Origin of the sequence: Mycoplasma procyoni (assembly GCF_017052595.1) — a bacterium.
GTDB classification, from domain to species: domain Bacteria; phylum Bacillota_I; class Bacilli_A; order Mycoplasmatales; family Metamycoplasmataceae; genus Mesomycoplasma_A; species Mesomycoplasma_A procyoni.
The window spans coordinates 152,975-167,298 of record NZ_JAFIDB010000001.1 but is presented as its reverse complement, the minus strand read 5'-3'; the positions used below and the strand labels follow the sequence as shown (position 1 = coordinate 167,298).

Annotated in this window: 7 protein-coding genes; 6 read left to right on the top strand and 1 reads right to left on the bottom strand. The window is 29.7% G+C overall.

The genetic code is table 4. The annotated features are described in order from the left end of the window. The first annotated feature begins 27 nt into the window (after positions 1–27). On the top strand, positions 28–1,953 hold the full coding sequence (locus JV122_RS00730) for a DNA topoisomerase subunit B (protein WP_205842518.1): 1,926 nt from the start codon (positions 28–30) through the stop codon (positions 1,951–1,953). A 559-nt stretch (positions 1,954–2,512) separates the two neighbouring features. Here the strand turns inward: JV122_RS00730 and JV122_RS04870 are convergent. Continuing rightward, positions 2,513–3,979: an RNA-binding domain-containing protein gene (locus tag JV122_RS04870; protein WP_205842516.1), complete on the bottom strand. Its 1,467-nt coding sequence runs from the start codon at positions 3,977–3,979 to the stop codon at positions 2,513–2,515. Between the two features lie 197 nt (positions 3,980–4,176). On the opposite strand from JV122_RS04870, the gene rplK reads away from it, so the two are divergent. From rplK to JV122_RS00700, 5 genes are all read left to right on the top strand, one after another. Next, on the top strand, positions 4,177–4,758 hold the full coding sequence (gene rplK / locus JV122_RS00720; protein ID WP_205842515.1) for a 50S ribosomal protein L11: 582 nt from the start codon (positions 4,177–4,179) through the stop codon (positions 4,756–4,758). Position 4,759: 1 nt separating this feature from the next. Further along, positions 4,760–5,449, top strand: coding sequence for a 50S ribosomal protein L1 (gene rplA / locus JV122_RS00715; RefSeq protein WP_205842591.1), 690 nt, complete (start codon positions 4,760–4,762; stop codon positions 5,447–5,449). 121 nt (positions 5,450–5,570) lie between these two features. Continuing rightward, positions 5,571–10,043, top strand: coding sequence for a hypothetical protein (locus tag JV122_RS00710; RefSeq protein ID WP_205842513.1), 4,473 nt, complete (start codon positions 5,571–5,573; stop codon positions 10,041–10,043). Beyond that, complete coding sequence (locus tag JV122_RS04865) at positions 10,044–13,367, top strand: ABC transporter permease (RefSeq protein ID WP_205842511.1); 3,324 nt, start codon at positions 10,044–10,046, stop codon at positions 13,365–13,367. Continuing rightward, positions 13,367–14,221: an ABC transporter ATP-binding protein gene (locus JV122_RS00700; protein ID WP_205842510.1), complete on the top strand. Its 855-nt coding sequence runs from the start codon at positions 13,367–13,369 to the stop codon at positions 14,219–14,221. The genes JV122_RS04865 and JV122_RS00700 overlap by 1 nt, the downstream gene beginning before the upstream one ends. Positions 14,222–14,324: the final 103 nt, after the last annotated feature.

The window sequence follows — 14,324 nt, the reverse complement described above, 5'->3', positions numbered from 1 at the left end:
TACAAATTTTGATGTATGGAGGTAATTATGTCTAATGAATATGGTGCAAGTAGTATACAGTCCCTAGAGGGTTTAGAAGCTGTTAGAAAACGTCCTGGAATGTATGTTGGAGGAACAGGAATTGTTGCTCTACACCACTTAATTTGAGAAATTGTTGACAACTCAGTTGATGAGTCTTTAGCGGGATTTGCAAACGAGATTCATGTAACAATTACAAAAGATGGCTATGCAAAAATTAGTGATAATGGACGTGGGATTCCTGTTGGAATTCATCCAAAACATGGGGTTTCAGCTGCTGAAGTTGTTTTAACTGTTTTACATGCTGGTGGTAAATTTGACAGTAGTGCTTATAAAGTTTCTGGAGGACTCCATGGAGTTGGAGCTTCTGTTGTTAATGCCTTAAGTTCTAATCTAAAAGTTTGAATCAAAAGAGATAAAAAGGTTTATTTCCAAGAATATGTAGATGGTGGAAAAAAACTTGATGATCTTAAAGTTATCGGTGAATGTGCTGAAGGTGAAACAGGTACAACAATTATGTTCAAACCTGATTTTAGCATCATGGAAGAACATGATTTTAAATTCGACACAATCATCGATAGAATCAAACAAACAGCTTACTTAACAAAAGGACTAAAATTTGTTGTTGAAGACGAAAGAACAGGTGTTAAAAAACAATTCTGCTTTGAAGGTGGAATTATTGACTACATCAGTGAGCTAACAAAAGGATATGAAAAAGTTATTGAACACCCAATTTATGCAGAAGGTGTATTTAATTTAGGGGAAGAAAGATCAACAGACATCAATGTTGAAGTTTCTTTACAATATGTAACTGAAGATAGAGAAGAAATTCTAACTTACGCAAACAACATTTATAACAAAGAAGGTGGAACACACGAAACAGGACTTTTCGATTCCCTTTCAAGAATTCTTAATAACTATGCCTTAGAAAACAAACTTCTAAAATCTGAAAATGATAAGTTTTCAAGAGATGATCTAAAAGAAGGAATGTTTGTTGTTATTTCAGTAAAACACAGCGATCCAATGTTTGAAGGACAAACAAAAGGAAAATTAATCAACAAAGATGTTAGACCTGCTGTAAACAAAATTTTCTCTGAAGTTTTTGAAAGATTCTTAAACGAAAATCCAGGTGATGCAAGAAAGATTATTGAGCGTAATTTATTAGCTCAAAAAGCAAGAAGAGCCGCTGCTAATGCAAGAGAAGCTACAAAGAAAAAAAGCTCAAGCGACATTGGTTCACTACCAGGAAAATTAGCTGACTGTTCAACAAAAAATGCTGAAATAGCTGAATTATACATCGTTGAGGGGAACTCCGCTGGAGGTAGTGCGAAAATGGGGCGTGATCGTCACTATCAAGCAATTTTACCTTTAAGAGGGAAAGTAATTAACTCCCAAAAAACAAGCGATGATAAAGTATTTAGAAATGAAGAAATTCTTTCTTTAATTACTGCATTTGGAACAGGAATTAGTCCAGAATTCAACATCAACAAACTAAGATACCACAAGATTGTTATCATGACTGACGCCGACGTCGATGGTGCTCACATTAGAACTCTTCTATTAACATTTTTATACAGATACTTTAAACCTCTAATTGAATATGGATTCATTTACATTGCTCAACCGCCTTTATACAAAATTTCATATGGTAAAAAAGATGAATATGCATACAACGATGCTCAAAAGGAAGAAATTCTAAAAAGAATTGGTGATGCAAGATTCGGAATCCAAAGATACAAAGGACTTGGAGAAATGGACCCAGAACAATTATGAGAAACAACAATGGATCCAGCAGCCAGAAAAATGTACCAAGTTCAAATTAAAGATGCAATGATTGCTTCTCAAGTTTTTGAACAATTAATGGGCGAAGAAGTTGCTCCAAGACGTGAATTTATTGAAGAAAACGCAAAATTTGTAAAAAACATCGACCTATAATAATTTCAAGAACAGAAATATTTCTGTTCTTTTTGTTTAAGCTTAAAACAAAGCAAATTTTCAGTAGCACCACTTATTGCAACTTAAACTTAAAATTGAGAAAAAACAGCCCAAAAAAGCCCTAAAATTTTAACTTGCGCAACTTACCGCAAGTTAAATTCTCAGTTTCAAAAATTAAAAATCCCTATTTATAGGACTTTCTAATTTTTAAATTCTGCTAAAAACAGCAATTTTGCAACTTACCGCAACTTAAACTCCCTTATTTTTGCATTTTTTCACTAAAAAACACTGTTTTAATCGCACATAAAAGTAAGCATTTTAAAAAAATCCCTATAAATAGGCATTTTTGAAAAATAGTACTATTTGCAACTTAAACTAAAAATCGACTAAAAATCATCAAAAAAAGGCTTAAATTTTTAACTTGCGCAACTTACTGCAAGTTAAAATTGAACTTCAAAAAATAAAAAATCCCTATTTATAGGGGTTTTAAAATTTTTAATCTTGCTAAAAACAGCAATTTTGCAACTTACCGCAACTTAAAATGAACCATTTTTAGGACTTAAGCTCAAAAAGGGATGTACTTAGTGTGTTTTGGTGCATTGTTATCAATTATTTTTATAAGTTGTAAGTCAACTAAATCCTTTAAAATTCTCGATATTTTATACTTATCTTTTTCATCAAGACCAAATGTCTCTCTTACTGAATTATTAGTTATTGCCTTATTTTCCATAATGTAAGATAAACACACAAACATATAACATGTTCTTATTTTATCTTCCTTAGACATTAAGTCAAAAGGGATTTTAGAAAATAAAGTTACTTTTGTAAATTTGTCATCTTGATTTTCGATTTTTGGAGCCATCATTCTCTCTTTAATTGTTTCAAAAAGAATTTTATCATAACCACTTCCACGTTCTTCGCAGATACCACACTTATGCATAAAGCCAGCAATATTTTCATTTCTTGAAACAGGAACACTGTCGATTATTCTATCTACACTTATTAATAGAGAACCTGCATTTGAAAATTCAATTCTATTTTCAAATACTTCGATCATAGGGTTTGTTCCCTTTTGCTCAATTGATTGATGAATTAAAAGATTTGAAACGATTTCTCTAATTGCAATTCTTGGATAAGAAGTAGTTGAAATTCTTATACCATTTTCAATAACTTCTTGTTGAGGAATTATCGTCATAATATATTCTATTATTTCTTCATATGACAATGCATATCCTTGTGTAAAATTTCTTTCTCTTATTGTTTCTAATTTGTTATTTCCTTTGTATCAAATAACTCTTACATCTTTGTGATTTAGATATTCAAAATCTTTTATATTTTTTGCAATTAAAAGCGCTCCCATATTCGTTATGTCATAAAGATTTGCATCAGATTTTTTAATGAATTTTTCATTAATCAAGTCATCGATAATTTTGTCTTTATTTTCTGGCAATGGGTGATTAATTTTTTTATAATAATTTTCAATATCAAGAAAAAATTTAAGATCTTCAAAGTTATTATTGTGTTTTGCTATTTTTAATTCTTCCACTTCATTATCAAAAACTTTTCACAATTTTTTCTCTTTTTCAGGAAAGTCTTTTAGTGGTTTTTTAGAACTTCCGATTCTTATGAATTCTTTTCCTTCAAATTGAGTAGGTTGTCCAGAAGCAGGATCAATTATTAAAATAACAACTTTTTTATCTTCAATAAAAATATCGTGAAATTCGAAATTTATTTTTGGAGTTAACATTCTTGTTAGTCAGAGTTCAAGGTTTTCAGAACCTTTTTTAGCATTTCTATAATCAAATGAAGTTCCAACAATTTCATGAGTAATATCATTGATTCCTCAAATCAAATATCCTTTATTTCTCTTTAAAAGAGCTACAGAATTGCTTAGTGCAGAAATGTATTCTCCAATTAAAAATGGTTCTACATTATTTACTTTAAATTCAACTCATTCGTTTTCTTTTGTTAGTAGCCTCAACTCTTTGACTAATATTTCTAAAAATTTTTTATCTATAATTGACATTTATTACCTCTATTAAATTTTACTTCAAAATCACCTTAAAATAGATTATTCCCTTTAATAATTTTAAAATTTAGTCAAAAAACGATTATATGCTTCTAAAAAAACAAAAATGTAGTAGAATTTAAAAGCAATATTTATATTGCCTCAGTGGAAGAGAAAATCGTTAATACCACCAAGAGATTAGAAAGGATGCTCGCATGGCAAAAGAAATAGTACGTGTTGCTAAATTGCAATTTAATGCCGGACAAGCAAAACCAGGACCAGCTTTAGCAGGTTTAGGTATTGTTATGCCTGAATTTACAAAACAATTTAACGACCAAACAAGAGACAGAGGAAGTGAACCAGTTCCTGTCGCAATTACAATTTACAAAGATAAATCATTTGATTTTAAATTATTTACATCACCAGCTTCATACAAAATTAAACAAGCAGCTAAAATTCAATCAGGTTCTTCAAACTCAAAAACAAAAATTGTTGCAACAATTTCATTACAACAATTAAGAGAAATTGCGGAATACAAATTAGTTGACTTAAACACAGATTCAGTTGATAAAGCTATGGCTACAATCGCTGGAACTGCTAAAAACATGGGTGTTCTTGTGGAAGGATGAGATGACGTTGCTGCAGCTAAAAAAGCAGCTAACTCAGCAGCTAAAGCAGAAGCTGTTGCAAACGCAAAAGCAGCTAAATTAGAAGAAGATGCTAAATCAGCAGCAGAAAACAAAGGATTCCAAGAAGCAGAAGTAATTACAGAAAAAGCAGAAAGTGAAGAAAATTAATATGAGAAAAATTGGTAAAAAACTTCAAAGTGCTAAAGCTCTTGTTGAAAAAGACAGAGTTTACACATTAGAAGAAGCAATGGAACTTGTAAAGAAAACTTCTTATGCAAAATTTGATGCTTCAGTAGATTTAGCTATTAGATTAAACCTTGACACAAGAAAAGCTGACCAACAATTAAGAGGAGCTGTTGTTCTACCACACGGTACAGGAAAAACAGTTAGAGTATTAGTTGCTACAGATAACCCAGAAATGCAAAAATCATCTAAAGAAGCAGGAGCTGACTTAGTTTACACAACTGGAGAATTAGAAGAAGCGCTTAAAAATGATTTATTCGATTTTGATGTAATGGTAGTTGATCCAAAAATGATGCCAGTTTTAGGAAAATACGGAAAAAAACTTGGGCCTAAAGGATTAATGCCTAACCCTAAAACAGGAACTGTTACTCCAACTCCTGCAAAAGCAGTTGAAGAAATCAAAAAAGGAAAAGCTAACTATAGAGCTGACAAATCAGGTATTGTTCACTCATTAATCGGGAAAACATCAATGTCAACTCAAGCTTTAGCAGAAAACGCTCAAACATTAATTTCATTAATTAAGAAATTAAAACCAAGCGTTGTTAAAGGTGCTTACATCTTAAACCTAACAGTTTCATCAACAATGGGGCCATCAATCAAAATCAAATTTGATTAATAACAAATATCAGGGCAACCTGATATTTTTTATATATTTTTTTGTGCCAAAAGGCCTAAAAAATAACACTTAAGCGATTTTAGTATATAATTTAAAAATATTTATTAACAGGAGGTTTGCTTTGTTTAAGTTATTAAAAGAAATTTTTAAATCACTTTCTAAAAACAAAATTACCGTTATAAGTTTATCTATTTTACTTTTTTTGACTACAGGAGTTTTTTCACTTCTTTTTAGTGTTAAAGAATCTTTTAGAAGAGAGGTTGATAGATATAGTCAGGTATCTAAACTACACGATTCTACTGTGGATTTAGATATCAACTTTGCTAATTCTAATAAAAATAGCATTTATTATAAATCACAAGAAAATGAATATACTATTGCTAATAATGAAGTTATTTCAAACACAAATTTAAGACTGCCATCAAACTTCATTAAGCTTTCTGAACTTGGAATTCAAGGAGAAGAAGGTAACTTTTATATTAGTGCAAATGAATTTAAGGTGCAATACGAAATTAACAAAAACACCTATGATCTCAGCAAAAAAGAATTTAGTTACGATTTAGCTAATGCAACTTTTAGTGTCCTTAAAGACAAAACAAAACTCTTTAAAAAATACAAACTAAATGCAGATGGTTCATATACAGAAGCTAAATCAGTTGTTACTTTAAAAAAGGATTCTACTATAGTTTTAGACAAACAATACACACTAAATGATGTTGTTACAATAGTTTCTAGAGGGGAAGTCGGAGGTCTGTTTAATGCTGGTTCTGATGGTCAGGTTTCTGCCATCAATAGACTTGCTATAAATGTTGAAACACGTGAGGCAACTTTTGATGCTGCTAAAATTAATACTTGAGATAATTTTGGTTTACTTTATTTAGTTTCTGAAGAAGATACAGCAAGAATTTTAGGTTTTGAAAGAAATGGATCTTCTTGAAAAATTATTAGAAGAAGAGATTATTCTTCCGATCTTTTTAATTGAGATGACATAGCACAATGAGCTCAACCAACCATTGCCTGAAACTATAACACAGTTTATAAGCCTGAAGGAAAAATGAAAGTTTCAAATAACACATCACCAGTTATTAAAAATCTTTCAATTGCAAATGATTATTCTGTAGAATTTCCGCAAACTTTTTCTTTTGCAAAAGCAAATACATACAAACTAAATAAAGCTTGAATTTCTACAACTTCAACTGAAATCAAATACAAAAAAGTTACTTATAAACTTTATGATATTTCTGACAAACACAGATTCTCAAACGCCTTTTCAATCTATTTAAAAAGACTAAAAGAAGAACAACCACAAGAGTTTACTAAAATTGAGTCCTTAAGTTTTTGACAAAAAGAAATAGTTACAACAGATGCTAAAAATCAATCTAAAACAATCTCACAAAGACTTTCTAAAGATGATTTAGTGATTGAACTCAAAGACAAAAAAGACCCTTCAAAAACAGTTTTTATAAAGGATTTAGAAAACCTCGGAAATGAATTAAACATTAGAGAGCTTACAAATGAGCAACTCTATCAACTATCTAACAGTGACATAGTTGAATTGAGTTATCTAAAACTAAAAAACGCTGTTAGTCAAACAGTAAAAGAAGCTATTTATAAAGACATAAACGAAGACAAAAGAGTTTTAGAAATTGGGGAAAGAAAGTTTATTACAGTTAACTCAATCAACGATTCAACTGGAGAAAACAAAATCTACCAATTCATTGATTCTGGTATTTCTAATGATTTATACAGAGAAAATCAGGCACAAAACGTTGGTAAGCTTTTTAATGAAACTTTACAAAAAAGTAACCTATTTTTACCTGAAGATACTTCAATCCAAAAAAACGAAATTAATGTTGATTTTTCAACTCAAATAATTGCAGCAATCTTCCAAGGTTATGTACCTAATAAAAACTTTATTGATCCAAGAATTGAGTTTATCAATATAATGTACAAAGATAAAGACTCAATCTTTGAAACTGAAGAAACAAATAAAAAAGTAGTAATTTTAAAGTCTAAAACAACCCCTTCTTTAGAGTATGCTTTAGGCGAAAATAAAGGAAATTACAGTATTTTCGTAAAAAATAACGAAAATTGAGAACCTTTTTATTACAAAACAAAATCATCTTTAAGCATCTATGAACTTAATGAATTCATTGCTTCAAACGACTTAATTTTAGATGCTAAAATTGGACAAAATGGTTGATTTAAAGAAAATGATGAATTCTCAAACTCATACTCTGTGCCATTTTTATACAGAACTCCTTCATCAGAACTTTTAAAAGAAATTGAGACAAATAAAACAATTAAAAGCTTAACTGATAGCATCAAAAAAGCTATTGTAAATAGTGACTTAATTTCAGAACACTACATTCAACTTGAAAACATCGAAAAACTTTTAAGTGCAATGGAGCAAGCTTGAGCTGAAACAGGATACTACCAAATCTTTATTAACGGTAAAAACGACTTTGCTTTAATGCAAAAAATGATTTTTGAAACTCTTTATATTGCAACTAACCAAAATAATGATGGTTTCTTAAACGATATTATCAGTGATTTCATTTCCAAAATCAAAGAAAAAATCTCTCTAAAACCAACACTTCAAGAACAAAAAGATTATTTCTTTGAAGAGTTTGAAAAACTCGGAAAAATGCTTGATAATTTCGGACTTTCATTCTGAAAAAACCTAATCGAAATTGCCCCTCTAAATTATCTAAAAACAACAATAAACAGTCCTATTGAGTTTCTAGAAGGAATTAGAATAATGGTTGATTCCTTCGATTTTAAACAGTTTTTAAGCGAAGTTCATAACTGATACATTCAAAAATGAGATACACAAGAAAATTCAGAACTTAAAGCTTATTACTACTTCGGGCAAGCTGACTTAGTTGTTCCTTTATTAAAATCAATTAATTATGACACCTTTAAACAAGGGGCAATTAAAATTGTTGATCAAATCAATTTCGATTCTTTATTTTCAACACTATATGACAACTCAGAAAACAGATACAAAGGGATAATCTTTAATCAACTAATTAAAAATTATGCTCAATCAAAAATCAAAGACCAACTAACAAACACACTAAAAGAAATTTTTAATAAGATTAATGCAAACAAAGATCTTACAAAAACAGAACTAAACTTCTCAAATGTCAAAGAAGGGATTAAAACATTAATCAACAATTTTGATAAAAAACAACTCTTATCAGTTGTAGAAACATCTTTAAATAACACATACTTTGAAGGTTATAAAACTGTAGCAAACTCCAAGAACCCTCAAAAAGTAACTTTTGTTACAAAAACACTCAAAAACACAGAACTTGCAGTTTCTTTTATTGCTGCTTTATTCAAAGACTCTAACACAAGAGTTCAGGTGAATAATGCTATTAAAAGTATTTTAAATCTTTCAGGGAAAACAAAATACGAAGGCGCTTTCACTGTTTATTATTCTGTACCTGACAAAGATGATCAAAAACTAGATTTATTTAGCTTGCAAAACCTTGAAATTCTTTCTTATGCAAACTATGAAGATCTTGAAACAAAAACAGACCAATTAATTTCTAAAATAACACAAAATTCCTTTGTTTTAGATAATTCCGACATTGCTTTCATCAAGAAAAACCTCTTTAAAAATAGCGAAATTTATGACAATAAAACAGAGATTTTAAAGAGACTGAACGAACTAAAAACAATCATCAATTTCTTTAAGCTAAACGCTTATAAAAAGCAAGGAAATTACTTTATAAAACAAAATGATAACTTATCAATTGCTGATAATTTATATGCTTTATTTAATGAAAGTTTTCAAGATGCAGGCGGAAACACAGCGCTAATTCAAGCTAAAGACAAAGCAAAAGCAATTGTTTCTGATGTTGTTCATACCTCTGAATTTTCAGCAGCTGTCAACTCACTTGTTTTCTATGATTTCTGAATTAAATTTATTACAGAAAATCCACAACTATCACAAGCAGAACTCAACGAAGCCTTTAATTTAATTTTTGATACAGTTAACAACAAATCAAGTCAGTTATACCAAATTTTAAACAACACTACTTTATATGATAATAAAGCAAACTTCTCACAAGCAACATTGGCTTTTGGTCAAGATATTCAACCACTGGGAAGAGGAATTCTTCAACCTTTTGAAACTTCACAAGAAATCTTTTCAAGCAATTCTCAAAACAGTGCGCTTGCTCAAGAAGTAAATAAACTATTTACAAGCGAGCTATTTACAAAACAAACAGAGCAACATAAAGAAACACTGGCCATTTGAATTTCCAAAAACAAAGCACAATTTGTTTCTTCAATTGCACAAATTGCTCACTTTAGAAAATTCCATGGAGCAAGTAAATACTTTGATTATCTTAAAAAAGGTTTCAGCAACATCAACAAACTTTTAGAAAATGATTCTAAAAAAGAAATCATTGAAAATGTCTTAAAAACATTCTCACAACAAAGCTCAATTATGCAAGCTTTAGGTCTTTCTGATGTTGTTGCTTCAACTTACCAAGGTGTAATTTTCCCAACAGTAGCAGCTTGATTTACAACAAACCCAAGTGCTCAAAATGGTGAAGAAAACAACGCTAACTTAACTTAAGTGCTTGATTCAAGAATTGTAGATTTTTCAAAAATTATTACAACAAACAAAGACTGAAGAGAAAATATTAGAGACAGATTCCATGTTTTATTAGGTGATCAAATTTATGATTACAAACTGGAAAATCACTCAAGCAGCGAGCTTTCACTGGACTTAGCTTTTGTAAGTCATCTTGACAAAAAAATCTTCTCAACAACAGAAAACAACCAAACAAAAGATCTTAAAATCTTTGATATAAATCTTAATAATCTATTCTATAAATTTATTGATGCAGCAACTGTAATCAGAGAAGAAAACAAATTAATTGTTTTTAAAGATATCAGATCACTTGTTGCAAAAGTAAATCAAAGTTTCTTAAATGAAAATGGTAAAAATGTTTACACAGAAAAACTGCCAACAAGCTATTTAGAACTTAACAAACTAATTGATTCTTTAGATGAAAAATACGTAATTAATGTTAATGGTTCTAAATTCTTAATAGTAGGAACTGATACAACAATTGACTACATTTTCCCTGTAATCAACGAAGAAAACTTACAGGTAAACTCAAAAACACAAGGTCTTGTCTATGTTAATAAATACGGATTTGACCGTGTAAGAGAATCCTTTAGAGGAAACGCTATTAAAAACTACTATCTAGTCAAACTAAAAGACAAAACACAGGCTAAAGAGTTTAACAATGATATAAATCTTAAAATTTCACAAAACTATGCTGAAGCAAGTGTTAAAAAAGCCTTTACTACAGACGAATTCGATGTTATCAATCCTGAAAGAACACTAAGAATTTCAACAGCTTTTTCAATGATTTTAGCAATTAACTCTGCCAACTTCTACATTGTTTTAATTCTTGTAATTCTTGTTTTAATTTCTACAGTTTTCATTACAAAAAGATATATAGCAACTAGAAATAAAGTAATTGGTATTTTAAGGGCTCAAGGTTATAGCTCACTTAAAATTGCCTTTTCATTTATTTCGTTCCCTTTTGTAACTTCGATTTTAGGAGGAATTGCCGGTTATTCCCTTGGTTTAATTCTTCAAAGCCCGCTAAAACAGAGTTTCTCAAGTTACTGAACGCTTCCTACAGAAAACTTAAGTTTTGAGTTAATTCCGTTTATGTTTTCAACTTTAGTTCCTTTTGTAATCTTATCCTTTGTAGTTATTGTTTCTGCTTTAATTATTCTAAGAAAAAAACCAATTGAGTTAATGTCTGGAATTGCTGAAATTAGTGTTGGAAAAGTTTCACAAACAATTACTTCAGCCTTTAGAAAAAGAAATATTAAAACAAAATTCGGAATCTCACTGACAATTAACTCATTCTGAAAATTAATGTCACTAATGATCTCAACTGTTTTAACAACCTTTATTTCTTTATTCTCAATTGCTTCAAATGGAATTTTTGAATCAACAGTTAATACAACCTACAAAAACAGAAAATACAAATACAAATTAGACTTAATTACGCCTACAAAAGAAGGTGGAGCTTACTCTAAATTCTCTAAAGACGAACTCCAAAACTTACTGTATGTTCCTTTAGGAGAAGCTTCAGAATCTAACCTTGAAAACAACTCATATTTCAGACCTGGTAGATCTCTTGTAAACGGAGAATCAGATAAAAACGGAAATCCAGAAGAATTTAGCCCACACATTTTAACAAGGGCTTCACTACAACTTCAAGTAGAATCTTCTTTATCAATTTCGCCATGAGATGTTGTTTTAAACTCAATGCCTGATAGTCAAAGAATCAGAACACTCAAAATTTCTGAAGACACTATTAAAAAGATTGAAAAAACACAAAATATACAGACTCAAAAGATAAAAACAGAGAATTCTGAATATGAATTTGAGTATGTAGGAACTTTAGAAAATCCTCAAAATTACTTTAAATACATTAATGACTCAAGTGTTTCAACCATTGGTAAGTTCTGATACATGTCTTACAATCCTGAAACAAAAGAGTACCAAAAAGAAGCAATTACAACAAAACAATACAGAGATCAATACAGAAAATTCCTTGTTGATGCTTATTCAAAAATTGACTCAGATGATTTCTATATAGCCTTTAACGGAGTTCAGTTTGATAACAAAACAAACGAAACTTACAGCTATATTGAAACAGGATTTGGTTCAGAACAACAACTAAAAATTTATGGTTATGAAACCAAATCTAAATACATTCAAATTCAAGATAAATACCAAAATAACCTTTTAGAAGTTGCAGAAAAAACAGAAATTAAAGACGATGTCTATCCTTTATTAGTTAACTATGTGTTCTTACAAAAACACAATCTAAATTTAGGAGACCAAATTGAACTTGAAATTAGAAACTCAACTCAAAGATATCTCAACAAAATTTCTGATCAAGCAGTTCCAAGAGCTAAATTTAGAATTATTGGTCTAATTGACACTTATATTAATAGTGAGCTTGCGACAACTAAAGAAGTCGCAAACAAACTTACAGGATTATTAGATCTAAAAGGACCAGATGCTTTCAATGGAATTTTATCTAATGATGAACTTCCAAAACAAACAATCGCATCTACAGGACTTTATTCAGTTTCTGGATACTGATTTGGTGCTGATACAATCAACCCTCAAACTCCAGAAGAATACGAAAATTACTTTGCACAACTCTTTGCAACAAAAGGTTCTCAAGTTGGTTCTCTGGTGCTTTCTGGCTACAGCGAACAGCAAGTAATTGACTTAATCAACTGAGAAATCAAAGACAATAAAGTTGACTCAAGCATTGATTTATCTTATGAAAACATCACAAAAGCAAGCTTTAAACAAGAACACTCACAGCTGATTAAACAAGCTGTAAATAACTTTATTAAGCTTTATTCAAAAAATGTTTATCAAGCAATCTCAACACAAGTAGATGCTAAAGATATTGAAATAGGATTTGTGCAAAACATCTCAACAACAGTCTCTAAATTAACTTTAGCAACTGTAATTATTCTCTTTATTGTTTCAATTGTTATCTTAATTATGATCTCAAATATGATCATTACAGAAAACGAAAAAAATATAGCAATTTTCTCTATTTTAGGTTACAATAACTGAGAAAAAATTAAGCTATTCTTTGGTGTTTATTTACCTTTAATTATAATTTCAACCCTAATTGCAATTCCTTTTGTTATTGGTGCTATCGCTCTATTTAATGCCTTCTTAATTTCATCAAGTTCGATTGTATTATTGATGGCACTTAAATGATGGCACGTGCTAATTTCTTTAGCAATCTTAATCTTTGTCTTTGTTGTAACTTCTGTAATTGCATGATTTAATTTAAATAAAATAAAAGCAATTTACTTGCTGAAAGGAAAATAATGGCATTGTTTTCAAAAAATAACAAAAATACAGAAAAAACAGATGTTTCAGCAACAACAGAAGCAGTAGTTTTAACTAAAAAAGAAATTAGAAAAATTAAAAAAGCCAATAACAGACCAAAAAAGAAAACGGGAAATATAGTAACTCAAAACACATCAAACAACATCATTGAAGTTATTGATCTTAAAAAATCATATCTTTCTGGTTATGTTGTAACTCCTGTTTTAAAAGGAATTACTTTAAACATCGAAAAAGGGGATTTTGCTGTATTATTTGGAAAATCCGGTTCAGGAAAATCAACTTTACTAAACATTATTTCTGGTTTAGATCGTGCATCTGAAGGAGAAGTTATAGTAGCTAACAATAACTTAACTTACTACAGCGACAGAAAACTCACAGAATTTAGAAGAAATAATGTAAGTTTCATTTTCCAAAGTTACAACCTTCTCCAAAACCTAAATGGTTATGACAATGTTGAAACAGGAGCTTATTTACAAAAAGATAAATCCAAAGTTTTAAATATTGAAGACTTATTTAAAGAATTTGAGATCGAAGATATTAAATATAAATATCCTTCTCAAATGTCAGGAGGTCAACAACAAAGAATCTCTATTTTGAGAGCGCTTGCAAAAAATGCAAACATCATTTTCGCTGATGAACCAACAGGTGCGCTTGATGAAAAGACTTCAAAAGCTGTTCTGAAAGTTCTTCAATACATCAATAAAACTTATGGAACAACAATTGTCATGGTATCTCACGATCCTTCAGTTGCTGAACTTTGCAACAAAGTTATTAAACTAAAATTAGGGAAAATTTCAGAAATTGTAATTAATAAAAACCCAAAAATCCTTTAACAAAGCACTTTTGTGCTTTTTATTTTTGTCTTTTTACACTAAAAAAGAATTTATTTTATATAATTTAAATAGTATTCTATAAAGTTGTTGTTATGTAGAAAGA